This is a genomic window from Streptomyces sp. NPDC036984 (assembly GCF_055607665.1).
Genome location: NZ_JBVJRL010000027.1, coordinates 36,207 through 61,494, shown reverse-complemented (window position 1 = coordinate 61,494; position 25,288 = coordinate 36,207). Strand labels below are relative to the sequence as shown.

The 25,288-nt window shown below is 73.0% G+C and carries 25 protein-coding genes and 1 riboswitch; of the genes, 11 read left to right on the top strand and 14 right to left on the bottom strand.

Annotation, left to right across the window (positions count from 1 at the left end; all coding sequences use genetic code 11):
• The first annotated feature begins 16 nt into the window (after positions 1–16).
• The gene (locus ACZ7DL_RS33635) at positions 17–280 is read left to right on the top strand and encodes a (2Fe-2S)-binding protein (RefSeq protein WP_470780066.1); all 264 of its coding nucleotides are present in this window, start codon (positions 17–19) and stop codon (positions 278–280) included.
• On the opposite strand, the gene bfr is transcribed toward ACZ7DL_RS33635, so the two are convergent.
• Positions 277–756: a bacterioferritin gene (gene bfr, locus ACZ7DL_RS33630; RefSeq protein WP_470780064.1), complete on the bottom strand. Its 480-nt coding sequence runs from the start codon at positions 754–756 to the stop codon at positions 277–279. The genes ACZ7DL_RS33635 and bfr overlap by 4 nt on opposite strands.
• 178 nt (positions 757–934) lie before the next feature.
• Between bfr and ACZ7DL_RS33625 the strand changes: the two genes are divergently transcribed.
• The gene (locus tag ACZ7DL_RS33625) at positions 935–1,567 is read left to right on the top strand and encodes a sulfite oxidase-like oxidoreductase (protein WP_470780063.1); all 633 of its coding nucleotides are present in this window, start codon (positions 935–937) and stop codon (positions 1,565–1,567) included.
• Between the two features lie 23 nt (positions 1,568–1,590).
• On the opposite strand, the gene ACZ7DL_RS33620 is transcribed toward ACZ7DL_RS33625, so the two are convergent.
• The 6 genes from ACZ7DL_RS33620 to thiO all read right to left on the bottom strand — a co-directional run bounded on the left by ACZ7DL_RS33620 (position 1,591) and on the right by thiO (position 7,509).
• A complete protein-coding gene (locus ACZ7DL_RS33620) occupies positions 1,591–2,139 on the bottom strand; it encodes a DUF4396 domain-containing protein (RefSeq protein ID WP_470780113.1) in 549 nt (182 codons plus the stop codon).
• A 75-nt stretch (positions 2,140–2,214) separates the two neighbouring features.
• Complete coding sequence (locus ACZ7DL_RS33615) at positions 2,215–3,093, bottom strand: deoxyribonuclease IV (protein WP_470780061.1); 879 nt, start codon at positions 3,091–3,093, stop codon at positions 2,215–2,217.
• A gap of 57 nt (positions 3,094–3,150) precedes the next feature.
• The gene (pknB, locus tag ACZ7DL_RS33610) at positions 3,151–5,079 is read right to left on the bottom strand and encodes a Stk1 family PASTA domain-containing Ser/Thr kinase (protein ID WP_470780059.1); all 1,929 of its coding nucleotides are present in this window, start codon (positions 5,077–5,079) and stop codon (positions 3,151–3,153) included.
• A 253-nt stretch (positions 5,080–5,332) separates the two neighbouring features.
• A complete protein-coding gene (locus tag ACZ7DL_RS33605) occupies positions 5,333–6,127 on the bottom strand; it encodes a thiazole synthase (protein ID WP_470780057.1) in 795 nt (264 codons plus the stop codon).
• A gap of 3 nt (positions 6,128–6,130) precedes the next feature.
• Complete coding sequence (thiS, locus tag ACZ7DL_RS33600; RefSeq protein WP_470780056.1) at positions 6,131–6,343, bottom strand: sulfur carrier protein ThiS; 213 nt, start codon at positions 6,341–6,343, stop codon at positions 6,131–6,133.
• Positions 6,340–7,509, bottom strand: coding sequence for a glycine oxidase ThiO (gene thiO / locus ACZ7DL_RS33595; protein ID WP_470780055.1), 1,170 nt, complete (start codon positions 7,507–7,509; stop codon positions 6,340–6,342). Before thiO ends, thiS begins: the two co-directional genes overlap by 4 nt.
• Positions 7,507–7,618, bottom strand: a riboswitch (TPP riboswitch). Its footprint overlaps the gene before it by 3 nt.
• A gap of 53 nt (positions 7,619–7,671) precedes the next feature.
• Between thiO and ACZ7DL_RS33590 the strand changes: the two genes are divergently transcribed.
• From ACZ7DL_RS33590 to ACZ7DL_RS33565, 6 genes are all read left to right on the top strand, one after another.
• The gene (locus ACZ7DL_RS33590) at positions 7,672–8,022 is read left to right on the top strand and encodes an avidin-fold protein (protein WP_470780053.1); all 351 of its coding nucleotides are present in this window, start codon (positions 7,672–7,674) and stop codon (positions 8,020–8,022) included.
• Positions 8,023–8,054: 32 nt separating this feature from the next.
• Complete coding sequence (locus ACZ7DL_RS33585) at positions 8,055–9,287, top strand: NAD(P)/FAD-dependent oxidoreductase (protein ID WP_470780051.1); 1,233 nt, start codon at positions 8,055–8,057, stop codon at positions 9,285–9,287.
• Positions 9,288–9,351: 64 nt separating this feature from the next.
• A complete protein-coding gene (locus ACZ7DL_RS33580; protein ID WP_031166547.1) occupies positions 9,352–9,717 on the top strand; it encodes an Rv2175c family DNA-binding protein in 366 nt (121 codons plus the stop codon).
• Positions 9,718–9,809: 92 nt separating this feature from the next.
• Positions 9,810–10,457: a thiamine phosphate synthase gene (gene thiE, locus ACZ7DL_RS33575; RefSeq protein ID WP_470780049.1), complete on the top strand. Its 648-nt coding sequence runs from the start codon at positions 9,810–9,812 to the stop codon at positions 10,455–10,457.
• Positions 10,458–10,547: 90 nt separating this feature from the next.
• Entirely contained in the window at positions 10,548–11,471 is a 924-nt protein-coding gene (gene metF, locus ACZ7DL_RS33570; RefSeq protein WP_470780047.1) for a methylenetetrahydrofolate reductase [NAD(P)H], read from the top strand.
• A gap of 56 nt (positions 11,472–11,527) precedes the next feature.
• Entirely contained in the window at positions 11,528–12,469 is a 942-nt protein-coding gene (locus tag ACZ7DL_RS33565; RefSeq protein WP_470780046.1) for an SCO2102 family sporulation regulator, read from the top strand.
• A gap of 39 nt (positions 12,470–12,508) precedes the next feature.
• Here the strand turns inward: ACZ7DL_RS33565 and ACZ7DL_RS33560 are convergent, their stop codons facing one another.
• The 4 genes from ACZ7DL_RS33560 to ACZ7DL_RS33545 all read right to left on the bottom strand — a co-directional run bounded on the left by ACZ7DL_RS33560 (position 12,509) and on the right by ACZ7DL_RS33545 (position 17,941).
• A complete protein-coding gene (locus tag ACZ7DL_RS33560; protein ID WP_470780044.1) occupies positions 12,509–14,017 on the bottom strand; it encodes a phytoene desaturase family protein in 1,509 nt (502 codons plus the stop codon).
• 423 nt (positions 14,018–14,440) lie between these two features.
• Positions 14,441–15,070 carry a TetR/AcrR family transcriptional regulator gene (locus ACZ7DL_RS33555; protein ID WP_470780042.1) on the bottom strand — a complete coding sequence of 210 codons (630 nt, stop codon included), beginning with the start codon at positions 15,068–15,070 and terminating at the stop codon, positions 14,441–14,443.
• A 47-nt stretch (positions 15,071–15,117) separates the two neighbouring features.
• Positions 15,118–17,202 (bottom strand): YhgE/Pip family protein, encoded by a 2,085-nt coding sequence (locus tag ACZ7DL_RS33550; RefSeq protein ID WP_470780040.1) that lies wholly within the window; start codon positions 17,200–17,202, stop codon positions 15,118–15,120.
• Positions 17,174–17,941, bottom strand: coding sequence for an ATP-binding cassette domain-containing protein (locus ACZ7DL_RS33545; RefSeq protein WP_470780039.1), 768 nt, complete (start codon positions 17,939–17,941; stop codon positions 17,174–17,176). Before ACZ7DL_RS33545 ends, ACZ7DL_RS33550 begins: the two co-directional genes overlap by 29 nt.
• Positions 17,942–18,101: 160 nt before the next feature.
• On the opposite strand from ACZ7DL_RS33545, the gene ACZ7DL_RS33540 reads away from it, so the two are divergent.
• From ACZ7DL_RS33540 to ACZ7DL_RS33530, 3 genes are all read left to right on the top strand, one after another.
• Entirely contained in the window at positions 18,102–18,668 is a 567-nt protein-coding gene (locus tag ACZ7DL_RS33540; protein WP_470780037.1) for an SAV_6107 family HEPN domain-containing protein, read from the top strand.
• A gap of 145 nt (positions 18,669–18,813) precedes the next feature.
• Positions 18,814–19,584 carry a methyltransferase gene (locus tag ACZ7DL_RS33535; RefSeq protein ID WP_470780035.1) on the top strand — a complete coding sequence of 257 codons (771 nt, stop codon included), beginning with the start codon at positions 18,814–18,816 and terminating at the stop codon, positions 19,582–19,584.
• 312 nt (positions 19,585–19,896) lie between these two features.
• Positions 19,897–20,280, top strand: a complete 384-nt coding sequence (locus tag ACZ7DL_RS33530; RefSeq protein WP_470780033.1) for a DUF3040 domain-containing protein — start codon at positions 19,897–19,899, stop codon at positions 20,278–20,280.
• An 81-nt stretch (positions 20,281–20,361) separates the two neighbouring features.
• On the opposite strand, the gene ACZ7DL_RS33525 is transcribed toward ACZ7DL_RS33530, so the two are convergent.
• The 3 genes from ACZ7DL_RS33525 to ACZ7DL_RS33515 are packed head-to-tail and all read right to left on the bottom strand — an operon-like array spanning position 20,362 to position 25,144.
• Positions 20,362–22,746 carry a transglutaminase TgpA family protein gene (locus tag ACZ7DL_RS33525; RefSeq protein ID WP_470780031.1) on the bottom strand — a complete coding sequence of 795 codons (2,385 nt, stop codon included), beginning with the start codon at positions 22,744–22,746 and terminating at the stop codon, positions 20,362–20,364.
• Positions 22,743–24,104 carry a DUF58 domain-containing protein gene (locus tag ACZ7DL_RS33520; RefSeq protein WP_470780029.1) on the bottom strand — a complete coding sequence of 454 codons (1,362 nt, stop codon included), beginning with the start codon at positions 24,102–24,104 and terminating at the stop codon, positions 22,743–22,745. The genes ACZ7DL_RS33525 and ACZ7DL_RS33520 overlap by 4 nt, the downstream gene beginning before the upstream one ends.
• On the bottom strand, positions 24,104–25,144 hold the full coding sequence (locus ACZ7DL_RS33515) for an AAA family ATPase (protein WP_470780027.1): 1,041 nt from the start codon (positions 25,142–25,144) through the stop codon (positions 24,104–24,106). Before ACZ7DL_RS33515 ends, ACZ7DL_RS33520 begins: the two co-directional genes overlap by 1 nt.
• Between the last annotated feature and the right edge of the window lie 144 nt (positions 25,145–25,288).

Below are 25,288 nucleotides of genomic sequence, written 5' to 3'. Positions count from 1 at the left end.
CTCACCGAGAAACGGGATGGCAGCAAGCGAGCGATCCCGTCGGGAGGTGAGCCGGGTGTACGTCTGCAGTTGCTTCGGCATCACCGAGCGGCAAGTGGTGCAGCACGCGGAGAACGGCGCCTGCACCCCGCGGCAGATCGCCTCCGCCTGCAAGGCCGGCACCGACTGCGGATCGTGTGTCCGCCGGATCCAGGCCATCCTCGGCCGGGGCGCCTGCCCCCGCCGCGAGCTGGCCGACCAGGGCAAGCCCGTCCTCGCGGAGATCCCCGAAGCCGCCTAGCCCTCCGGCTGCTCGATCAGCTGGGCGAGGTAGAGCGCCTCGCCGAGCTTCTCCACCAGCTCCAGCTGTGTGTCGAGGTAGTCGATGTGGTGCTCCTCGTCGGCGAGGATGTCCTCGAAGATGTTCGCGGACGTGATGTCACCCTTCTCGCGCATCACCTTGATGCCCCGCCTGAGCCGGTCGATCGCCTCCACCTCGATCTCCCGGTCCGCCTCGAACATCTCCCGGACGGTCTGTCCCACCCGGACATGGCCCAGCCGCTGGTAGTTCGGCAGCCCGTCGAGGAACAGGATCCGGTCGGTGAGCACCTCGGCGTGCTTCATCTCGTCGAACGACTCGTGCCGCGTGTACTTCGCGAGCTTCGTCCAGCCGTTGTTCTCCTGCATCTTCGCGTGCAGGAAGTACTGGTTGATCGCGGTCAGCTCGCCGGTGAGCTGCTCGTTGAGGAACTCGATGACCTCGGGGTCGCCCTGCATCGCAGCGGCTCCTTCCACACGGAGGGAACGGGTGAGGGTGTGCGGCCGCATGATTGCACCGGCGGGAAAGATCGTCCAGTAAGTGCGTACTTAGTAAGTACGCACTGAGTTGTTGGTAGTTGTCCGTTTCAAGTGTGGGTGGTCAAGGGCACTGCCCGAGGTCTGTCAGGATGGATACATGGGTCATCCGGTGGAGCGAGAGTCTGGGGCGGGGGCAGGGTTCGAGCTTCCGCCGGGTCAGCGGCTCCAGCGCGGCTGGCCGGTCACGCACTACGGGCCGGTGCCGAAGTTCCGGCCCGAGCGCTGGGAGTTCCGCGTCTTCGGCGCCACCGCCGACGGGGACAAGCGCACCTGGAGCCACGAGGAGTTCACGGCGCTGCCGTACACCACCGTGGTGGCCGATCTGCACTGCGTGACGAAGTTCAGCATGGTCGGTGCGGAGTGGGGCGGCGTCCCGGCCCGCGCGATCCTGGACCTGGCCCCGCCGGCACCGGACGTCACCCATGTGATGGTCTGGGCGGAGTACGGCTTCAGCTCGAATCTGCGCCTCGCCGACTTCGCCTCCGACCGCGCGATCTTCGCCACCCACAAGGACGGTGAGCTCCTCACCGCCGAGCACGGCTTCCCGGTCCGCCTGATCGTGCCCCATCTGTACGCCTGGAAGGGCCCCAAGTGGGTCCGGGGTGTGGAGTACATGACCGCCGACCGCCGCGGCTTCTGGGAGGAGCGCGGCTACCACAACATCGGCGACCCCTGGAAGGAGCAGCGCTACTCCTACCAGGAAGGGCCCGGGGACGGCCCCGAGCTCTGATCCCGGCTGCGCGGTGGTGCTGCTCAGTGGTGGTACCGGTGCACCACCGCGTGTCCCTTGCCCCGGCCGATCATCCACTTGTTGACCGGCGTGGTCGCCACGAAGGCGATCACGAGCGAGATCGCCAGCGAGATCCAGAACAGCGGCTTGCCGAGGGTCGCGTCCATCGCGGACGGCCAGACGAGGATCACGCCGTTGTCGATCAGTTCCATCACGGCGATGGACAGGGTGTCGGCGGCCAGCGCCACCCGGAAGGCGGTACGGAAGTCCACACCGGCGCGCAGGATCCCGCGCAGGGTCAGCGAGTAACCGAAGACGAAGGCGAGGATGATCGCCAGCGTCATCGTGGGCAGGTTGCCCCAGCCGAGGGCCGTGCCCAGGATCATGCCGAGCACCTCGCCGATGGCGCAGCCGGTGAGGCAGTGCAGGGTGGCCTGAGCGGCCGCCGCCCAGGTGGTGGCGGGGGCGTGGCCGTGGTGCTGGTGGTGCCCGTGGTGGCCGTGCGGGTGCTGCCCGTGCTGGTGCTGCTCGTGCTGGTGGTGTTCGTGGCTGACGTGCGCCGAGTGCTCCATGGTTTCCCCCATGCCGAGTGACGGTTCCTGCGACTCACAGGAACCGTATACCCCCCTGGGGTATTCCTCGACGGGTCATGAAGCCCGGAGTTTCTTCAGCCGCTCCACATCCGCCGCGTGCCCCTCCTTGCCGCCGGGCGTCTCTATGATCAGCGGAACGCCCGCCGTCGCGGGGTGGGTCATCAGGGCGCGGAAAGGGTCCTCGCCGATGTGACCGGCGCCGATGTTCTCGTGCCGGTCCTTGTGCGCGCCGACCACGTCCTTGGAGTCGTTGGCGTGGATCAGCTTCAGCCGGCCCTCGCCGACCGTGTCCACCAGCAGGTCCAGGGTCCGGTGCATACCGCTCGGCCCGGTCAGGTCGTGCCCGGCGGCGAAGATGTGGCAGGTGTCCAGGCACACCCCCAGCTTCGGGTGGGCGTCCAGCGCCTCGAAGTACGGCCCGAAGTCCCAGGTGCGCGAGCACAGCGAGGCGCCCTGCCCGGCGGTCGACTCCAGCAGCAGGAACGGGTCGTCGTCGTGGGTCAGCTCGTCCAGCAGCGGCAGCAGGTGCTCCCGTACCTGCTTCAGCGCCACCTCCCGCGCCCGCCCGCCGGTCGCGCTCCCGGTGTGCACGACCACGCCCAGCGCGCCGATCTCCCGCCCGCGGCGCAGCGAGTGCCGCAGCGACTCCACCGACCGCTCCACGGTCGCCTCGGTGTGCGAGCCGAAGTTGATCAGGTACGGGGCGTGGACGTACGCCGGGATCGACTCCTCGGCGCACGCCGCGCGGAACGCCTCGTCCTGCCGCGGGTTCCCGGCGGGCGTGGCCCAGCCGCGCGGGTTGGCGACGAAGACCTGAACGGTCTCGGCCTTCAGATCACGGGCGTACGACAGCCCGACGGAGTGCAGGCCGCCGGCCACGGGCACATGGCCGCCGACGGGGTTGCGGGGGAGGGGGGACTGATCGGGACTCACCCGTTCAGGGTGTCACGCCCGCCCCCGCGCCCGGACCGCTGTCCCCGGTGACTCCGGTCACCGGATGGTGATCGTGATCGTCGACCCCTTCGGCGCCGTCTCGCCGCCGTCCACCGACTGCTTCTTCACGGTGTCGCCGAACAGCCCGAGCAGGCCGCGGTCCTCCTCGACCTCGAAGCCCGCGCCCTCCAGGGCCTCGTGGGCGTCGTCCACGCTGTCACCGACCACGTCCGGGACCTCGACCATCTCCGGGCCCTTGGACAGCGTCAGCGTCACCGTGTCACCCTCGGCGGCCTGGCGGCCGTCGCCCGGGCTCTGCGCGGCGACCTCGCCCTTGTCGTACTCGGAGTTGATCCGCCCGGCGGCGACCTTCACCTTGAGCCCGGCGTCCGTCAGCTCCTGCCTGGCGCTCTCCAGGTCGTCGCCGGTGACGTCCGGGACGGCGATCGGGCTGCCCTTGCTGACGATCAACGCGATCGCCGAGCCCGCGTGCCGCTTGGTGCCCGCGTCCGGCGACGTACCGATCACCGAACCCCGGGCGACGTCCGCGCTGAACTCGCGGGTCACCATGCCCGGCTCCAGGCCGTCCGCCTTCAGGCGCGCCTGCGCCTTCGCGAGGGGCTGGCCCTTCACGTTCGGCACGTTCACCGTCTCCGGCCCGAGCGACACGGTCAGCGTCACCGAGTCGTGGTCCCGGATCCGCGCGCCGGGCGCCGGGTCGCTGCCGATCACCGTGCCGCGCTCGACGGTGTCGCTGTACGCGCGCTTGACCTGCCCGACGTCCAGCCCGGCGGACTCGAGCCGTTCCTTCGCCTGCGCCTCGGTCTGCGTCAGCAGCGGCGGCACCTTGGTGAACTGGCCGGAGTTGATGTACCAGACCCCGGCGCCCACACCGAACACCAGCAGCACGGCCGCGATCAGCGCCAGCACCGCGCGCGGCGGCCGGGCCGGGCCCCGGCGGCGGGGCGGCACCGGCGGGCTCTGGAAGCGGGCGGTGCGGTCGATCCCGTCCGCGGCGGCGTCCTCGCCGACCGGCAGTGGCCGGGGCACAGTCAGCGCGCGCGGGATCACGCTGGTGCGGTCCTCGGCGTTGTCGTGCTCCGGGGCCAGCGCCTGTGGCGGCAGTGCGTCCAGCTGCTCGTCGGTCAGCGGCCGGCGGCCCTCGCGCACCTGCGCCAGCAGCGCCACGGCGTCGTGCGGCCGGACGTCCGGATTGCGGGCGGTGGCCGACGCGACCAGTTCGTCCAGCTCGTACGGCAGCCCCGGCACGAGCGCCGAGGGCGGCGGCACGTCCTCGTGGAGGTGCTTGTAGAGCACCTGGGCCGGGGAGTCCCCGGAGTGCGGCTTCGTGCCCGTCAGCATCTCGTAGAGGACCACACCGCACGCGTACACGTCGACGCGCGGGTCGGTGGTGCCCTGCTCGATCTGCTCGGGCGCGAGATAGGAGACGGTCCCGAGTACGGCGCCCGTCGTGCTGGTCACCGTGTCCACGGAGCGCACCAGCCCGAAGTCGGCCACCTTGACCCGGCCGTCGTCGCCTATCAGCACGTTCTCGGGCTTCATGTCCCGGTGCACGAACCCCGCCCGGTGCGCGGCGCCGAGCGCGGCGAGCACCGGCTCCAGGATGTCCAGCGCGGCCCGCGGCTGCACGGCGCCCCGCTCCCGCAGCACGTCCCGCAGGGTGCAGCCGGCGATGTACTCCATCGCCAGGTAGACGTACGACCCGTCGGTCCCCTGGTCGAAGACCTGGACCACATTGGGGTGGTCGAGCCGGGCGACGGACTTCGCCTCGCGGATGAACCGCTCGACGAAGGCCCCGTCGGCCGCGAGCGTCGGGTGCATCACCTTCAGCGCGAGCACGCGGTCCAGGCGGGTGTCCAGGGCCCGGTAGACCGTGGCCATCCCGCCGGCCGCGATCCGCGCGTCGACGCGATACCGGCCGTCGAGCAGCTGCCCGACGAGGGGGTCCTGAAGGGTCGTATCCACGAGAGGGGAGTCTACGAGGGCCCACCGACACCACGACCGCGTCCACCGGCATCGGAGCAGTACTGAAGCCGACCTGTAACGCGCCACACCCCGGCCCCCGGCCGCCCGCGGTCGCCCGCACGGTTCCGCGGTCGCCCGCACAACCCGCGGTCGCCCGCACGGCCCCGCGGTCGCCGACGGCGAGACGCCCCACGGGAGAGTCCCGCCCTCCAGTCGGCGGTAACGGGCGGTGCGCGGGTGGGAGAGCGACCCGTCAGAACGCCGGGCGCTCGGGATCGAGTCTGGCCAGACCCTCCGTAGGAGAGGACGCCTCCGCGAGATACCGCCGGGGAATCCGCCCCGCCAACCGAGCCAGCCGACCCGCCTCCACGGCATGCCTCATCGCCGCGGCCATCAGCTCCGGTTCCTGCGCCCGCGTCACCGCGGAGGCGAGCATCACCCCCGCGCACCCCAGCTCCATCGCCAGCGCCACGTCGGACGCCGTACCGGCCCCCGCGTCGAGGATCACCGGTACGCGCGCCTGCTCCACGATCAGCTGGAAGTTGTGCGGATTGCGGATGCCGAGCCCGGAGCCGATCGGCGAGCCGAGCGGCATGACCGCCGCACAGCCGACGTCCTCCAGCTTCCGCGCGAGCACCGGGTCGTCGTTCGTGTACGGCAGCACCGTGAACCCGTCGTCGACGAGCGTCTCCGCCGCCTCCAGCAGCTCCACCGGATCCGGCAGCAGCGTCCGCTCGTCGGCGATGACCTCCAGCTTGATCAGGTCCGTGCCGAGCGCCTCCCGGGCCAGCCGGGCGGTCAGCACGGCCTCGCCGGCGGTGAAACAGCCCGCCGTGTTCGGCAGCACCCGGATGCCGAGCTTCTCCAGCACCGACAGCACCGAGCCGTGCACGGACGGGTCCACCCGGCGCATCGCGACCGTCGTCAGTTCCGTACCGGAGGCGACCAGTGCCCGCTGAAGCACCTCCAGGCTGGGCGCCCCGCCCGTGCCCATGATCAGCCGCGACGAGAACGTCAGCCCGCCGAGGACCAGGGGATCGTCTGCCATGGCTCAGCCTCCCTGCACGGCGGTGAGGACTTCGACCCGGTCGCCCTCGGCGAGGGCGGTCGTCGCCCACTGCGCGCGCGGGACGACGGTCTCGTTGAGGGCGGCGGCCACCCCGCGCGGCGCCGCGGTGAGGGTCTCCACCAGCGCGTCCAGCGCGGTACCCGGCGCGACCTCGCGGGGCTCGCCGTTGACGGAGATGGTCAGGGAGAGGTTCATGCGGGCTGCTCCAGCTTTTCCAGCCCCGCGCCGCCGAACCGCCGCGGGGTGAACGGACGTGCCTCCTCCGGGAGTTCCCCGGTGGCCAGGGCATGCCCCAGCACGTCCCCGGTGACCGGCGTGAGCAGCACCCCGTTGCGGTAGTGCCCGGTGGCCAGCAGCAGCCCGGCCAGGCCGGACGGGCCGAGCAGCGGCGCGTTGTCGGGGGAGCCGGGGCGCAGCCCGGCCCGGGTCTCGGTGAGCGGCAGCTCGGTGATGCCGGGCACCAGCTCGTGGGCGTCGCGCAGCAGTTCGTACACGCCCCCGGCGGTGACCGTCGTGTCCCAGCCCAGCTCCTCGCTGGTGGCGCCGACGACCAGTTCGCCGTTCTCGCGGGGCACCAGGTAGACGTGGCTGCCGCGCACCACGGCCCGCACGGTCCGGCTCAGGAACGGCGCGTACCGGCGCGGCACGGTCAGCCGCAGCACCTGCCCCTTGACCGGCCGCACCGGCGGCAGCAGCTCCAGCGGCACCCCCGCGAGCCGCCCGCTCAGGCTGCCGGCGGCGAGCACCACCTGCTCCGCGCGCAGCCCGGTGCCGTCGGCCGTGGTGACCCCGGCGGCCCGCTCCCGTACCACGTCCAGCCGCTCCGCCCAGGCGCGGTGGAACACCACGCCGGCCCGCTCGCAGGCGCTCAGCAGGGCCGCCGCCAGCCGGCGCGGGTCGATCTGGTGGTCGCCGTCCACCCGCAGCCCGCCGCGCACCCCCGGCGCGAGCATCGGCTCCAGGCGCCGGCACTCCCGCCCGGACATCCATTCCGACCGGAGGCCCGAGCGCTGCTGGAGCGCGTGCAGATCGCGCAGATGGGCACGGTCGTCGGCGTCCAGCGCGACGGCGAGGGTGCCGCAGCGGCGGTAGCCGAGGTCGTGGCCGGTCAGCTCGGTCAGCTCGGCCGTGAAGTCCGGATAACGGCGGGCCGATTCCAGGTTCAGGGCGAGCAGGGTCTCCTCGCCGTAGTGCAGTTCGGTGACCGCGGCCAGCATCCCGGCCGCGACCCGCGCGGCCCCGCCCCCGGGCTCGGGGTCCACCACGGCCGTGGCGAGCCCGCGCTGCGCCGCGCGCCAGGCCGTGACCAAGCCGATGATTCCGCCCCCGATGACGAGGACGTCGGACGTACGTGACGACATGGGCGTCCAGCCCCTCCCTTCGCCGGCATGACCCGGATCAGGTTCGTACGGTCGGAGGCCGCCAGCCTCCCTCTCAGCCCGGTGCGTCCGGGCTCCCGCGAGTGCTTGTACGGTGGCCACCCTAGCCCGCCGACCTCCTCACTCGTAAGGGAGCCCCGTCTCATGGCCCGCTCGCTCGACGGACTGATCCTCGCCCCCGTGGCGGACCAAGCCCCAGGTCAGGTGGGCACCCGCACCCGGTTCGCCTATCACGAGAAGGACGGCGAGATCTGGGCCGAGTACGCGGGCGGCGACGTCGTACGCGGCCATCTGATCGGCACCCGCGAGGGCGACCGGCTGGACTTCCGGTACGTGCAGCTGAAGACCGACGGGACGACCGCCTCGGGGCACTGTGTCTCCACGGTCGTGGAGCTGCCGGACGGCCGGGTGCGGCTGGAGGAGACCTGGGAGTGGGAGTCCCGCGCGGGCTCCGGCACGAGTGTTGTGGAGCAGGTCACCGAGCACGCCCCCTGACTGACGGATCGTCAATTGTCTATGGTGATCGGGTGAGCGAGCAGACAGCGGAAGAGGGCACGTCGCAGGGGCGGCGCGTGGTCGTCGTCGGCGCGGGCATGGCCGGGGTGCAGACCGCGGTCGCCCTGCGCGAACAGGGCTTCCGGGGACGGGTGACCGTCATCGGCGCCGAGCCGCACCAGCCGTACGACCGGCCGCCGCTGTCGAAGGCCGTGCTGCTCGGCAAGGCGGAGGACTCCGCCTTCGACGTGGACTTCGAGTCCCTCGGCGTCGAGCTCAGGCTCGGCTGCGAGGTGCTGGGCCTGCGCCCTGCCGACCACGAGCTGGACACCGAGGCGGGGCCCGTCCCGTACGACGTCCTGGTGCTGGCCACCGGCGCCGTACCGGTCACGCTGCCCGGCACCGAGGGCGTGCCCGGGGTGCATCTGCTGCGCACTCTGGACGACGCCGCCCGGCTGCGCCCGGTGCTCGCCCGGCAGCACGACATCGTGGTCGTGGGCGCCGGCTGGATCGGCGCCGAGTTCGCCACGGCCGCCCGCGAGGCCGGCTGCGCGGTGACCGTCGTGGAGGCCGCCGACCGGCCGCTCGCCGGCGCCCTGCCCGCCGAGGTGGCCGCGCCGATGACCGCCTGGTACGCCGACAGCGGTACGGAACTGCGCACCCGCGCGCGCGTGGAGCGCGTCGAGTCCGGCGCGGTGGTGCTCGCCGACGGCACGCGGCTGCCCGCGGGCGCCGTCGTCGTCGGCATCGGTGCCCGCCCCGCCACCGCCTGGCTGGCGGGCTCCGGCATCGAGCTGGGCGCGCACGGCGACGTCCTCGCCGACGACCACCTGCGCACCTCCCTGCCGGACGTGTACGCCGTCGGCGACTGCGCTTCCTTCCCCTCGGCCCGCTACGGCGAGCGGCTCCTCGTCCACCACTGGGACAACGCCCTCCAGGGCCCGCGTACGGTCGCCGCGAACATCCTCGGCGAGACCACCGCGGTCTACGACCCGGTGCCGTACTTCTGGTCGGAGCAGTTCGGCCGGTTCGTGCAGTACGCCGGTCACCACGCCGCGGCCGACCGCCTGGTGTGGCGCGGCGACCCGGCGGGCCCGTCCTGGACGGTGTGCTGGCTGCGCGAGAACCGCCTGGCGGCCCTTCTGGCGGTGGGGCGCCCCCGCGATCTGGCCCAGGGCCGCCGGCTGATCGAGGCGGGCCGCACCATGGATCCGGACGCCCTGCCCGACCCCGCCCGACCGCTGAAGGACACCACCGCGGACTAGGACATTCTCCCAGGTGGGGGTGCCTGACTTCCGACTGTCGGTGGGGGATGGCAGGCTAGATGCCGTGACCGAGATTGACGCAAAGATCGATGCTCTCGTCCCCGCCTGGCTCACCCTCCCCGACATCGCCGAACAGTTCGGTGTCGAGGTGACGCGTGTCCGGCAGCTGGTCAAGGACGGCCAGCTCATCGCCGTACGCCGAGGTGAGAACCGGGCGCTGCACGTCCCCGCCGCCTTCATCGACGGGGACAAGGTCGTCAAGGGCCTGTCCGGGACCCTGACGCTCCTGAGGGACGACGGCTTCACGGTCGAAGAGATGATCGAGTGGCTCTTCACCCCCGACCCGACCCTGCCCGGGACCCCCGCGCAGGCCCTGAGTGAGAATCGCGGCACGGAGGTGAAGCGCCGCGCCCAGGCGCTCGCCGTCTGAGCCGACCCACACCCAGGAGGTGGCGTGCGGGCCGGACGCCCGCACGCCACCGTCCAGAACCACAGGGACACCGACCCCGGGGGGACCCACGCATGTCCGACACCGCCCGCGCCGCGCTCGCCGACGCCCGCCTGTACCTCTGCACGGACGCCCGCAAGCGCCAGGGCGACCTGCCCGAGTTCCTGGACGCGGTCCTGGCCGGCGGTGTCGACATCGTGCAGTTGCGCGACAAGGGCATGGAGGCCGCCGAGGAGCTGGAGCACCTGGAGGTCTTCGCCGACGCCTGTGCCCGGCACGGCAAGCTGCTGGCGGTCAACGACCGGGCGGACGTCGCCCACGCCGCCCGCGCCGGCGTGCTGCATCTCGGCCAGGGTGACCTGCCGGTCCCCGCGGCCCGCGCGATCCTCGGCGACGGGGTGCTGATCGGCCGCTCCACGCACGCCGAGGGCGAGGCAGCCGCTGCCGCCGTCCAGGAGGGCGTGGACTACTTCTGCACCGGCCCCTGCTGGCCCACCCCCACCAAGCCCGGCCGCCACGCACCCGGCCTCGACCTGGTCCGGTACACGGCGGGCCTCGGCACCGACCGCCCCTGGTTCGCCATCGGCGGCATCGACCTCGGCACGCTGGACCAGGTGCTGGACGCGGGCGCCCGCCGGGTGGTCGTGGTCCGCGCGATCACCGAGGCGGACGACCCGGGCGCGGCGGCGAGGGAGTTCGCGAAGCGCCTCCACCAGGGCTGAGTTGTCCAAGGGGTGGACAGGAAGTCGACAATTCGGGCAAATTTCCGAGGTTTGGTTGGGGGACCGCCCACCCCTGGCTAACCTGCCCATATGGCCCTTGGAACCGCATCGACCAGGACTGATCGCGCACGCACCGTGCGTGACATCCTCGCCGCCGGCAAGACGACATACTCGTTCGAGTTCTCTGCGCCGAAGACGCCCAAGGGCGAGCGGAACCTGTGGAGCGCGCTCCGGAGGGTCGAGGCGGTCGCTCCCGACTTCGTCTCCGTGACCTACGGCGCCGGCGGCTCCACGCGTGCGGGCACGGTCAAGGAGACCCAGCAGATCGTCGCCGACACCACGCTCACCCCGGTCGCCCACCTCACGGCGGTCGACCACTCCATCGCGGAACTGCGCAACATCATCGGCCAGTACGCGGACGCCGGCATCCGCAACATGCTCGCCGTGCGCGGCGACCCGCCCGGCGACCCCATGGGCGAGTGGGTGCCACACCCCCGGGGCGTGACCTACGCGGCCGAACTCGTCCGGCTCATCAAGGAGTCGGGCGACTTCTGCGTGGGCGTCGCCGCGTTCCCGGAGATGCACCCGCGCTCCACGGACTGGGACACCGACGTCCGGCACTTCGTCGACAAGTGCCGCGCCGGCGCCGACTACGCCATCACACAGATGTTCTTCCAGCCGGAGTCGTATCTCCGGCTGCGCGACCGCGTGGTGGCCGCGGGCTGTGACACCCCGGTGATCCCGGAGGTCATGCCGGTCACCAGCGTGAAGATGCTGGAACGGTTGCCCAAGCTCAGCAACGCCCACTTCCCGGACGCCCTGAAAGAGCGGATCCTCACAGCGAAGGACGATCCGGCGGCGGTACGCTCCATCGGTATCGACTTCGCCACGGAGTTCTGCGCACGGCTGCTGGCCGAGGGAGTGCCCGGACTGCACTTCATCACGCTCAACAACTCCACGGCGACCCTGGAAATCTACGAGAACCTGGGCCTGCATCACCCCCCGCAGGCCTAGACCGGCCGCACCGCGATACGACACACTGCGTAGCGGTCATTGGGAGAGGGGCGTACATGGGCTGGACGGTCCTCTACATCGCGTTCGGCGTCGTCGCGCTGTGGTTGCTCGGCGAAGTGCTGCTTCAGTACAAGGCACGGCTGCGCTGGCGGCTCCTCGCCTTCACCGGCTTCCTCGGCGTCGTACTGGGTGTGCTGATGCCGTCCGTCATCGTGATCGGGCTGGGCGCGATCGCCTTCGCGGTCGGCCAGACCTACGTCACGCTGTCGTTCCGCCGCGGCTTCGCCGCCGGCTGGGCGGTCAAGCGGCCCGGCCCCGAGGCCGGCGCCACCAAGCGCCGCCGCGGCAAGGCGGACCGGCACGACGCGCACACCGAGGACGCAGCCCCCGAGTCCGCCGGGACCGCCGATAACAGGGACACCGGCCATGGCGGCTACGGCCAGGAACACGCCGGCCACGGCGACCCCGGCGACCCCGGCGACTACGGCGACTACGGCGACTACGACCGCGACGACGTCTTCACCCCGGCTCCCTCCCGCGCGGCCGAGCCCACCGCCGCCGTGTACGAGCCGCAGCCCCTCCCCGAGGACACCGGCAACTACGGCGTCTACGGCGACACCGCCTACGCGAACACCGCCCAGCCCCCCAACGCCGCCCAGCAGAGCTACGCCTACGACTACTCCGGCTACCCCCAGCAGGGCTACGGCTACGACAGCGCGGGCCAGCAGGGCTACGCCAACTACTCCGACCCGTACATCGGCAGCCAGCCCTACGGCTCCTACGACCAGGGATACGGCCAGCAGTACCCGCAGGGGTACGGCCAGGAGACGTACGGCGGCGGCTACGGCGAGACCCCGGCCGGCGGGGTGTGGGTGCCGCAGCAGCGCACCGACGAGTCCTACGGCGGCGAACTCCCGCAGGAGCAGCCGTACCCGCACCAGGCCGGTGGGCAGCAGCCGCGGCCCGGCGCCGGGTACGACGAGCAGTACCGCTTCTGAGCCCCCGGGCTGCGGCCCGGCCGCCCCCGGGGAACCCGCTCACCGCGAGCCGCGGAACTCCGGCCCCTCCACGATCAGTCCGGCCACCAGCGCGCCCGACATGCCGGCGTGCGGGAGCCCGCCGCCGGGGTGGGACCAGCCGCCGACGCAGAACAGACCCGGCATCGCCGTGGTGTTGGCCGGGTGCAGCACGCCCTCCGGCGCGGCCAGCGCGGGCGGCGGAACGGCGCCGCCCGCGGCGCCCGTCTCCCGCTCGGTGTGCACAGGTGTCCGCACCTCGCGCCACAGCACCCGCTCGCGCAGCCCCGGCACGGCACGCTCGGCGGCGGCGACCATGCGGTCCGCGAAGGCGTCGGCGGCCCCCGGCGCGGCCCAGTCGTACTCCGTCGCCGACGGCACCGTCGCCGTCACCACCACGGACTCGTGCCCCTCGTCGGGACGCAGGGCCGGGTCGTCCGGCCGGTCCACCACCACCTGCGGCAGGTCGGGCACCACCCCGTGCCGGAGCGTGTCCAGATCGCCCTCGGGGTCGGCTGCGTGCACCACCGTGCGGTGCACGGCACCCGGCTCCCGCGCGCCGCGCAGCGCCAGGCACATCACCACCCGGCCCGGGTGGCGGTCCTCGGGCTTCGCCGGTACCCCCTGCGCGCCGTACAGCTCGCGGCCCGCCACCAGGCCGCCCAGCCGCCACGGCCCGGTGCCGACGACGAAGTCCGCCTCGGCCACCGTACGGTCGGCCAACTCCACCCCCGCCGCCCGGCCGTCCTTCTCCAGAACCCGGGTGACCTCGGCGCCGAAGACGAACTCGACCCGCCGCTGCAGACAGCGCTCGTACACCGCGCGCGCCAACTCGCGGACTCCGCCGCGCACATACCAGGTGCCGAAGGCGTGCTCCATGTACGGCAGCACGGCCGCGCTCGCCGGGGCGGTCCCGGGATCGACGCCGTAGGCGAGCGCGTAGCCGTCCAGCAGCTCTGCCAGCCGGGGGTCGCGCAGCTCCCAGCGGCCGATCTCGCCGAGCCTGACCGCGCGCCGCGTGCGCAGCAGCCGCTTCTGCGGGACCGCCGGATACGGCTCCTGCTCGGCCAGCACCTGCCAGTTGGGCCACAACGGCTCTTCCAGCAGCGGCCGGCGAGTGCGGTCCCAGGCTTCCCGGGCCCGCACCAGGAACTCGCCCCAGCGCTCGCCCGCCCCCGCGCCCAGCGCCTCGTCCAGGGCCGCGACGACGCCCGCGCGCGAGGCGTTCGGCAGGCAGACCTCGCTGCCGTCCGCGAAGACGTGCCGCGCCGACGGGTCGACCTGGACCAGCTCGACGCAGTCCTCCAGCGGTTCCTTGCCGGTCTTGACGAACAGATCGCGGTACACGGCCGGCAGCGTCAGCAGGCCCGGGCCCGTGTCGAAGCGGAACCCGTCCCGCTCGAACCGGCGCACCGCACCGCCGTACGTCTCCGTGCGCTCGTACACCACCACCCGGTGGCCCGCGACGGCCAGCCGGGCGGCAGCCGCCATCGCGCCCATCCCGGCGCCGATCACCACAATCCGTGCCATGCCCGCGACTTTATCGAGCGCCACCGACAGTCCGGCCGCCGGGCGGCCGCGGCGCAGCTCAGGGGGCGCGAGGCGGAACGCCTGGGCACGCGTGCGGAGGGCTGAGTACGCGTACTCAGAGCGCCAGATGAGTACCTGCGCGGATGGGATGCGGGCCGCCGGAACGAGAGAGTGGAGGCACGGCAGGGGGCGTGGCGCAGCACCGCCGACACGGGGCGGCGGAACGGCGCCCGCCCACCGGCCGCTCCTTCCGCCGATCCGTCGGCGGAAGCGAGACACGGGGGCCTCGGGGAAACGACCGGCCACGGGGGTCCGCACGGGGGAACCCGTACGGGGGAGTACGGGACGGAAGTACGGGGGAACGGGGGAACGGGGGGAGGAAGGCGCCGGTCCAGGACGGACCGGCGCCTTCCTCGTGCGCGCTCAGGCCTTGCCGCTGACCCGCCCCTGGAGCAGCCGGGACAGGGCCGCGTGCACGTCGTCCAGGGAGCGCTCCGGCTGGAACGCCTTCCAGTCCAGCGCCGCCACCAGGACCATGCCGACCAGCGCGGCCGCCGTCAGCTGGATGTCGATCTCGTCGCTGAACTCGCCGGCCGCCACACCCTCGCGCAGCACCCCCTCGACCACCGCGACCGCCTCCTGCCGCACCACCATCAGCGTGGACTGCCAGGCCCGGTTGGTGCGCCACAGCTCGGCGACGTACAGCTGGGTGAAGGCCGGGTAGCGGTCGATGAAGACCAGGCCCGCCCGGATCATCGCGTCGAGCGCGTCCACCCTGCCGCCGCCCTCGTGCGCCGTCCGGTCGGCCGCCTCCTTCAGGGAGGCGGTGAGCAGGCCGACACCGTGCCGGAGCAGCTCCTCGAAGAGAACGGACTTGCTCGCGAAGTTGTAGTAGACCGTGCCCTTCGCGACCCCGGCCCGCTCGGCGATCTCGTCCACCGTGGTCGCGGAGAAGCCCTGCTCGGCGATGAGCGTGACGGCCGCCTCGTAGAGCTTCTGCCGGGTGGCCTCGCGGCGCGTGCTGCCCCCGGACCTGGCGCTGCTGCTTTCCATGGACCTGATTCTCACAGGTACGCGCGCGTGCGGGCGCTGCCCGGGGATCACAGGGTCAGCTCCGGGTGCAGCCGGTCCAGCGTCCACACCTGGCGGCGCCGGGCCGCGAGCGCGGTCAGCGCGAGAGCGCCGGCGGTGAACGCGGCGAGCACCCCGCACGCCTGCCACACCGGGCCGAGCCCGCCGCCCGTGATCAGCCGGCGCAGCGCCTCCACGATGTAGCTCATCGGCAGGAACGGGTGGATCGCGTTGAAGAAGCCCGGACTGGTCTGCACGGGATAGGTGCCGCCCGCCGACGTCAGCTGGAGCATCAGCAGCGCGAGCACCAGGATCCGGCCCGCCGCGCCGAAACGTGCGTTCAGCCACTGCACCAACGCGGCGAAACAGGCCGTGACCAGGCACAGGAAGCCGACGGTGCCGGCCGCCCGGACCATCTGAAGGCCGACCGCCCAGTGCAGCACGGCCATCAGCGCGGCCACCTGGAGCACGCCCACGGCCACCACCGGCAGCCATCCGGCGAGCGCGATCCGCCAGGCGGAGGAGCCGGCCGCCAGGGCGCGCCGGTTGAGCGGCGGGATCAGCATGTAGGCCACCATCGCGCCGACCCACAGGGACAGCGGGATGAAATAGGGCGCGAAACCGGTGCCGTAGTTCGGCGCCTTGTGCAGGTCGTGGGAGGCGAGCTGGACCGGGTCGGCCATCACGTCGGTGCGCCGGTCGCGGTCGTGCTTGTCGTAGTCCGGGATCTTCCTGGCACCGGAGTGCAGCCCGCCGGCGAGCTTGCCGGAGCCGTCGGACAGCTTGTAGAGGCCGCCGTGCAGGGTTTCGGCGCCCGTCTTGGCCGTGCCGATGCCCTTGTCCAGCGCGACCGCGCCGGTCCGGGCGGTGCCGAGGCCGGTGTGCAGCTTCTCGGCACCGGTGGCGACCTTGTGCGCGCCGGTGTTCAGCTTGTTGATCTTCTTGACGGCGTCCTCGACGTCCTCCGAGAGGTGCGGTGCGCGCGCGGCGAGGGCCGTGGCCTGCTTCCGCAGCGTGCCCAGGTTGTCCCGCATCGTCTTCAGGTCGCCGTCCTGGTCCGCGATCAGCGTGTTGAGGTCGTCGGCGACGGTGGCCACCTCGGCGGCGGCGGTCTTGGCCTTCTTCAGCTGCGGACAGGCCGGGTCGGGGACGACCGGGGTCTCGCAGCGCGCCTTGTACACCTCGTCCAGGACGGCGGAGGACGCGTGGGCGGTCTTGGCGGCGCCCGGCGCCAGCTTCACCAGCACGTCGAGGTTGTCCTTGACCGCCTTGGCCGAGTCGGCGACCAGCTTGGCGGTGTCCCCGATGGTCTTCTCGTTGCTCTTCAGGAACGGGCCCGCGTCGGCGTAGACGCCGTTGACCTTGTCGGCGAGGGCCTGGGTGCCGTCGGCGACCTGGCGCGACCCCTTCTTGAGGTCGGCGGAGCCGGTGTCGAGCTTCTTCAGGCCCTTGGCCAGCTTGCCGCTGCCGCCCTTGGCCTCCTTCAGCCCGTCGGCGAGGTCCTTGGAGCCCTTCTCCGCCTTCCCGATGCCGCTGTTCAGCTTGTCGGCGCCCCGGGCCGCCGTGACGGTCTTGTCGTGGATGTCGGAGAAGGACACGAAGATCTTGTCCAGGAAGGTCCGGGAGGTCTTCGTGGACGCGGCCGAGCGCACCTCGTTGAAGACGGTGCGGGAGATCTGGCCGACGATGTAGTTGTTCGCGTCGTTGGTACGCACCCGGAGGGCGCCGGTCTCGGGGGAGTCGCCCGAGCTGGAGGCGATCCGGCGGCTGAAGTCGGCCGGCATGGTCAGCGACAGGTAGAAGGTGCCGTCCTCGACGCCCCGGCGGGCCTCGTCGTCGCTCACCTCGTGCCACTCGAAGGTCCGGCTGTCGCGCAGCCCGTCGACGATGTCGTCACCGGCGGTGATCTTCTTCCCGCCCGCCGTGGCGCCCTTGTCGTCGTTCACGAGGGCCACCGGGATACGGTCCAGACGGCCGTACGGGTCCCAGAAGGACCACAGGTACAGGGCGCCGTAGAGCAGGGGCAGCACGAGCAGCGCGACCAGGGCGGCGCGCGGCAGCTTCCCGCGCCCGAAGCGCCTCAGCTCAAGCGCGGCCAGCCTCGGCGAGCGCATCGGCCTCCTCCTTCCGGTCGCTCTCGTCGTCCTTGTGGTCGCTCTCGTCGTCGCTTCGCCGGGTGGACACCGGTACGCAGTCCTCGGGAGCGGTGCGGCACACCGCCACGACCGTCGTTCCCGCGCGCGTGAGGGACCGCAACAGGTTCCAGACCTCGGCGCGCTCGGAGTCCGAGAGCTTCACGTCGATGTCGTCGACACCGAGCAGCCGGGGCCGGCCGAGCAGCGCCAGCGCGAGGGAGAGGCGCAGCTCCTCGGGCCGTTCCAGGTCGCGCACCGCCGTTCGGGAGCCCTTCGGGAGGGTCTCCGGATCGAGTCCGGCGGCGGCCAGCGCCGCGTCGACGCGCAGCCGGGCCTGGTGGACGCGGTCCGCGCGGGGCCGCAGCAGCTCGTGCAGCGGATTGCCGAACCTGCCCGCCAGCAGGGCCGCCTCGCGCAGGTGCTCGCCCACGGTCAGGGCCGGCTCCAGGTCGGTCACGCCGGCCACGTTGGCCACCGCGCTGACGCGGCGTAGGGCCGCCATGTGCCGGGGAAGTTTGAATCCGCCGACAGCGGCCACCCCTTCGGTGGGTTTCATCCGTCCCGTGAGCGACAGCAGCAGGCACGTACGGCCGGAGCCGGACGGTCCTTCGATCGCGATCAGCGAGCCGGGCTCCGCGTCGAGGGTGATGCCACGGAAGGCCCACCCCCGTGGCCCCTGGAGCCCGAGGCCTTCGGCCGTGACGTCCGCTCCGTCCACTGGCCCCCCTGGGCAGTAATTGAACTGACTGGTCAGTGCAAAAATACGCCCGAACCCACGATCGAGGCAAAGGCCCAGGTCAGGACGGATTGTCAGTGCCATACCTCACGATGGGCACATACGGCATTCGTGCCGTCACCCAGACGACAGGAGGTTCGTCATGGCCCACTCGTCCGCAGCCGCCGCCCGCCGGCGCCGCGCCACCGGCCCTGCCCCCTCACTGACCGGCCCGGCGAGCGATGTGCACCCCGTGCTCCGCCGGGCCACGGCCCCGCCCGCAGCCCTCGACCTGCTCGCCCAGGCCCGTGCCGGGCTGGAGGAGGCCACCGTCCTGGACGCGCCGAACGAGCGCTATGCGACGGCCCACCTCGCCGCCCTGCGCACCGCCGCCGCCGTGCTCGCCGCCCGGGGCCGGCCCGAGACCTCGCCGCGCCGCCGGGCCCGGATCCGCAGCGCCTGGGAGGTGCTGCCCGAGATCGCGCCCGAGCTGACCGAGTGGAGCGCGCTGTTCGCCTCCGGCGCCGCGCGCCGCGCCCGCGCCGAGGCGGGCATCCAGGGAGCGGCCCGGCAGCGGGACGCCGACGACCTGATACGCGACGTGGCCATGTTCCTGCGCATCGTGGAGCGGATGCTGGTCCTCCAGCCGGTCCTGCCCCAGCCCCGCCAGGACCCCGGTGCCGGCGACGGCGACGCGGGACGGGGAGGCGGCCTCCCGGACGCGGGCTGACCGGACCGCCCGTCGGCCGTGCCCCGGCGGGTTCGGTGGGCGAGACGCACACGGTCGGACACGGCCGCGGTGACCAGGCACGGTGTGAAGGCAATAGGGTGGAGGTCGCCTGAAAGCGTTCCGCCCTGCCGAGGAGTCAACTGCCGTGTCGGACCCGACTCGACCCCGCGCCTCTCTCCGTACCGCCGTGGTCTGGGAGGTCCTCCAGGACGCCCTCGACCGCCGGGTCAAGGCCACGGGCCGGGACTCGCTGGACGTCCTCGACACCGGAGGCGGCAGCGGCAACTTCGCCGTGCCCGTCGCCCGCCTCGGCCACCGCGTCACCGTGGTCGACCCCAGCCCCAACGCACTGTTCGCGCTGGAGCGCCGCGCCGCCGAGGCCGGAGTCGCCGACCGGGTCAAGGGCGTCCAGGGCGACGCCCACGGCCTGTTCGACGTGGTCGAGCGCGGTGGCTACGACGCCGTCCTGTGCCACGGCGTCCTGGAGTACGTGGACGACCCGGCCGAGGGCCTGCGCAACGCGGTCGCCGCGCTGCGCCCCGAAGGCGTCCTCAGCGTGCTCGCCGCCGGCCTCGGCGGAGCCGTGCTGGCCCGTGCCCTCGCCGGCCACTTCAGCGAGGCCCGGCAGGCGCTCCAGGACCCCGAGGGCCGCTGGGGCACCGGCGACCCGATGCCCCGCCGCTTCACCGCCGAGCAGCTCACCGCGCTGGTCGAGGGCGCCGGGCTGCGGGTGGGCGCGGTGCACGGCGTGCGCGTCTTCGCCGACCTCGTGCCCGGCGTCCTGGTGGACACCGAGCCCGGCGCTCTCGACGCGCTGCTGAAGCTGGAGGCCGCAGCGGCCGAGCTGCCCGCGTTCCACTCCGTCGCCACCCAGCTCCATGTGCTCGGTGAGACGGCGGGTGCGGCGGAGGTCTGAGCGCACAGGGTGCACCGAGCGCATCGAGTGCACTGTGCGCATTGCCGGGACGAGCCGCTGATCAGCGGCTCGGCAGCAGATGGAGTACGCCACAAGCCGCCCGGACGAGGGGTTTGCGCCGTATGATCGAGGTACACCACCCGGCATGACGGGTCGGCCGCCGGGGAATGGAAGCCTCAGCGAGCCGGACGTCCATGACGGACTCCGGTTGGCCAATTGGCGTAGAGGGGCGGGTTTCACGGGGGCGATTCCCTGCCTATCCTGAAGGGACCCCCCGGGTCGCCCCGGCGACTGCACGATGAGGAGGACTCCGTGCCGCTCTCGGAGCACGAGCAGCGCATGCTCGAGCAGATGGAGCGAGCGCTGTACGCCGAAGATCCCAAGTTCGCGTCAGCGCTTGAGGGAAACGGGCTGCGGACGTACACCCGGCGGCGGGTCTACCAGGCGGTTGCCGGTTTCCTCGTGGGTATCGCGCTCCTCATGGCCGGAATGGTCGCCCAGCTGATCTGGGTCAGCGTGGTGGGTTTCCTCGTCATGCTGGGCTGTGCCGTGCTCGCCGTCACCGGCTGGCGCAAGGCCCCCAAACCGGGCGAGCAGCCCCCGGGCGCCGTCCGCCGCCAGGTCCGGCCGAAGCGCTCCATGATGGACCGGATCGAACAGCGCTGGCAGCGCCGCCGGGACGAACAGGGTCACTGATGCTCCGCGCCTCAGGCGCCGACCACAGCAGACATCCGTGAGGGGCGGCCACCATCCGGTGGCCGCCCCTCACGCGTGTGCTCAGCCCCGCTGCCCGGACGGCCGGCGCAGGGCCGGCCGGGCCGCCGCGACCCGGTTCCTGAGCGCAGCCCAGCGGGCCGCCACGGCCCACAGCACCCGGACCGACGAGCGGGGCAGGAACAGCGCCCGCAGCCGCGCCCCGGCACTCACCGCGGCCCGCAGCCCCTCGATCACCCGGCGCACGTCCTGCGCCGCGCCCGCCGCCGGGCGGGGCCGGGGCGCGTACAGCACCTGCTCGACCGCGTCCGCCACCCGGTGCACCGCGGCCCCGGCGGCCGGATCCAGCTGCCCGAGCCGGACGATCCGGGCGGCGGCCTTGCGCGGGGTCAGCGAATCGTCCGGCGGAACCCCGTGGTCCCAGGCGCTGTCCGTCAGCTCCTGCCAGGCGGCCAGGGTGTGGGCGGCCGCGGCTTCCGGCGTCCGGGCGTGCCCGCCCAGCCGGACCGCGCGCACCCGCCTCCGCCACAGCAGCGGCGCCAGCGGAACCAGCAGGACCAGCAGCACGCCCAGCCCGACCGGTAGCCACCACCACGGGGCCGTGCCGTCACCGCCGGAATGCGGGGCCGCCGCCGCGGACGGGCTGCCGCAGGCGTCGAGCTTGCGCAGCTCGCCGGCGCAGCTCTCGCTCGGCGAGGCCGCCGCCGACGGCGCCGAGGACGCGCCCTTGGACGGCAGCGCCTGCTCCGGCAGCGAGGTGCCGGGCGTGTCCGGCTGGGTGTACGACGGTGTGGTGCCGCGGGTGGGAGTCGGCTCGAAGCGGGTCCAGCCCACGCCCTCGAAGTACAGCTCGGGCCAGGCGTGCGCGTCCCTCTGGTTCACCGCGACCGTGCCGTCGGCCTGCGGGGTGCCGGGCGCGAAGCCCACCGCGACCCGGGCCGGAATGCCGAGGGTGCGGGCCATCGCCGCCATCGCGAAGGAGAAGTGGACGCAGAAGCCCTCCTTCTTCTTCAGGAAGTTCGCTATCGCTCCCGGACCGCGGCCGACCTCGACCTGCGTGTCGTACTGGAAGCCCCCGGTGACCGCGAACCAGTCCTGGAGCTTGACGGCCTCCTCGTAGTGGCTCCGCGCGCCCGCGGTGATCTCCTTGGCGGTGCCGGCCACCACCTTCGGCAGCGAGGACGGCACCCTGGTGTACTCGCGCTTCAGGGCGGCCGGCGGCTGTGGCGCGGAGGCCAGCTGCGCCGCGGTCGGCCGCACGTCCAGGCTGGTCACCTGGTAGGTCTCGCCCCGCGTGGTCTGGCCGCGGTCGCCGACGAGGGTCATCCCGACCGGCTCGTACCGCCACCGGCCGCTGACCTTCACATCGCTCGGCGGATAGGGCATCGGCAGCCAGTCCTGGGCGTAGGAGTCCGCGGCGGAGACCAACGTCCGCACCTTGCTGCGCTTGACGTCCCCGGCCAGGCCGATCGGTGTGGGGAGGGCGTCCGGCACGCCCACGACGTGCCGCTGCGTCGGCTTCCAGGTGGTGCCGTCGAAGTCGTCCAGCGAGACGATCCGCAGATACAGGTCGGAAATGTCGTTCGTGCTGGTGCGCAGGGACAGCACCTGGCGGTCGTCGTTCGTGTTCAGGTTGTCCCGCAGCGAGACCAGCAGATTGACCGCGGAGCCCCCGCCTCCGCGGCCGGTGCCCACCCCCGCACCCGTGCCGGCGCGGCCCAGCAGCCCGCCCTGCATCGCGGGCAGGGCGAGCGGTACCAGCAGGGCCACGCCGAGCGCGACCGCGCCGATCCGGCGTCCGGTGCGGACCGGCGCCACGGCGTTGCCGTCCGCGGCGCCCGGAGCGCGGGGCGCGCCACCGAAGACCCGGCCCCACTGGGCGAGCCGGTCCCGGCCCTCGGCGAGCAGCAGCATCAGATAGCCGGCCGCCGCCACCAGGAACCACAGCCAGTCGGCGCCGCCGTCGGACAGGCCCGCGGCCACCGAGTACAGCGCGAGCAGCGGCAGCCCGGCCGGGGCCGCGCTGCGGAAGGTCACCGCCAGCGTGTCCACCAGCAGCCCGATCAGCAGCACGCCGCCGATCAGCATCAGCTTGATGCCGTCGGTGAGCGGCGCCGGTATCGCGTACTGGTTGACGTCGTCGGAGCCCTGCCGGAGCAAGGCGGCGAGGTACCGGAAGGTGTCCGGGCCCGGGATCAGCCCGGCGATCGCGTGCTGCCGGGCGAAGACCAGGGTCAGCAGCACCAGGGTGACCAGGGCCTGTGCCGCCACGGTCAGCGTCCGGCCCAGCGGCACCCGCCGGGCCGCCGCGCCCACCCCGGTCTGCACGGCCACCAGCGGGACCAGCTGGAGCAGCCAGGTCGGTTCGGCGACCAGCGGCAGCAGTGCGCAGGAGGCCATCAGCGTGGCCGCCGCCGCGGACAGCGCCAGTCGTGCCCGCCCGCTCATCCCCGTGCCTCCCCGCTCAACGAGGCCAGGCCGGAGCGCTCCCGGTCCGCCTGCCGCCACAGTTCGTCCAGTGAGGTGCCGCGCGGCACGCTCAGCGCCGTCCAGCCCGCCTCGCGCAGCAGCCGCAGCCGCTCCGCGTGCCGGTCGCCCGGGCCGGGCACGTCGGTCGCCTCCCGCCCCCAGGTGCCGGGGTCCAGTACGAAGGCGACGGCGCCGCCGCTGCGCCGGCTCATCTTCGCGACCGTCGTGGCCTGCTCCTCGTCCAGGTCACCGAGGAAGGCGAGCAGCAGGCCCTCGTTGCCGCCGCGCAGCACGTCGTAGGCCCGGGACAGTCCCGTGCCGTCGGAGTGGTCGATCACCGCGAGGGTGTCCAGCATCAGCCCGGCCGCCTCCGCCGTCTCCTGCCCGCTGCCCGCGAAGCCGTCGGCGGTCTCGCCGGGCACCGCGCTGCCGCTGTCGGTCAGCAGCCGTACCGAGAAGCCGCGTTCCAGCATGTGCACCAGCACCGAGGCGGCACCGGAGACGGCCCACTCGAAGGCCGAGTCCGGGCCCGCGCCCTCGTAGGCGCCGCCCCGGGTGTCCAGGAGCACCGTGCACCGGGAGCGCCGGGGCTGCTCCTCACGGCGCACCATCAGCTCGCCGTAGCGCGCGGTGGACCGCCAGTGCACCCGCCGCAGGTCGTCGCCGTAGCGGTACCCGCGCGGGATCACGTCGTCCTCGCCCGCGAGGGCCAGCGAGCGCTGCCGCCCGTCGCCGTACCCCTGGGCCTCGCCGCCGAAGCGGACCGGGGCCAGCGGCTCCACGCGCGGGATCACCGTCAGGGTGTCGTACGTCGCGAAGGAGCGGGTCAGCTCGCACATGCCGAACGGGTCCGTGAGCCGCAGCTGGAGCGGGCCCAGCGGATACCGGCCCCGCAGGTCCGAGCGGACCCGGTAGGACACCTCGCGGCGGCCGCCCGGCTCCACCCGGTCCAGCACGAACCGGGGCCGCGGACCGAGGACGTAGGGCACCCGGTCCTGGAGCATCAGCAGACCGGTGGGCAGCCGGGAGACGTTGTCCATGCGCAGATGCACCCGGGCCTCGCTGCCGGCCGGCACCCGCGCGGGGGACAGGTGACGGCTCGCCGCCACCCGGTAGCGCGTGCGGTACAGCACGGTCGCGCAGATCAGGGGCAGCACGGCGAGCAGCAGGCCGACCCGCAGCAGATCGCTCAGGCCCAGCACGAACGCGCAGACCGCGGCGGCGATGCCGGCCGCGAAGAAGGAGCGGCCACGGGTGGTGAGACCCGCCAGGGCCGTACGGACCCCGCCCGCCTCCCCGCGGGCGGCCTCCGCCGGTCCGGTCCCCCCGGAACTCATCACAGACTCCGCGGGGGCTGCTGGGGATAGGCCGGGACGGTGCGGCCCAGGCCGCCGAAGCCGGCCTGCCGGCCCGGGGCCGCGGGTACCGGGGTGTGCTGGAGGATCTCCAGCACCACCTGCTCGGCCGTACGGCGGTTGAGCTGGGCCTGGGCGGTGGGCAGCAGCCGGTGGGCGAGGACGGCGACGGCGAGTGCCTGGATGTCGTCCGGCAGCGCGTACTCCCGGCCGGCCAGGGCCGCGGACGCCTTCGCGGCGCGCAGCAGGTGCAGCGTCGCGCGCGGGGAGGCGCCGAGTCTCAGGTCGGGGTGGGTGCGGGTGGCGGCGACCAGCTCGACCGCGTAGCGCCGGACCGGCTCGGCGACGTGCACCCCGCGCACCGCCTCGACCAGCTTCACGATCTCGTGCGCGTGCGCCACCGGCTGGAGGTCCTCCAGCGGGCTGACCCCGCCGTGGATGTCGAGCATCTGCAGCTCGGCCTCCACACTCGGGTAGCCGACGGAGACGCGGGCCATGAAGCGGTCGCGCTGGGCCTCGGGCAGCGGGTACGTGCCCTCCATCTCGACCGGGTTCTGGGTGGCCACCACCATGAAAGGGCTGGGCAGTTCGTACGACTTCCCGTCGATGGTGACCTGCCGCTCCTCCATGGACTCCAGCAGCGCGGACTGGGTCTTGGGCGAGGCGCGGTTGATCTCGTCGCCGATCACGATCTGCGCGAAGATGGCGCCCGGCTTGAACTCGAAGTCCCGGCGCTGCTGGTCCCAGATGGGCACGCCCGTGATGTCCGAGGGCAGCAGGTCCGGTGTGAACTGGATGCGCCGCACGGAGCAGTCGATGGACCGCGCCAGCGCCTTGGCGAGCATCGTCTTGCCCACCCCGGGGACGTCCTCGATCAGCAGGTGGCCCTCGGCGAGCAGCACGGTCAGCGCCAGCCGTACGACCTCGGGCTTGCCCTCGATCACGCCTTCCACCGAACCGCGCACCCGTTCCACCGTGGCGGTCAGATCAGTGAGGCTCGCTCGATCGTCATAGGTCGTCACCCGGCCCTCCTCGGCCCGTTCATTACGGGCCGACGCTCTCGATGCGAAACCGGCCCACCCCGAAACACGGACACCACGCGGGAAAAGTTCCGCGTGATGCCACACCCGCATTCTTGCCGCCGTTACCGATTCGTGTCACTCGCC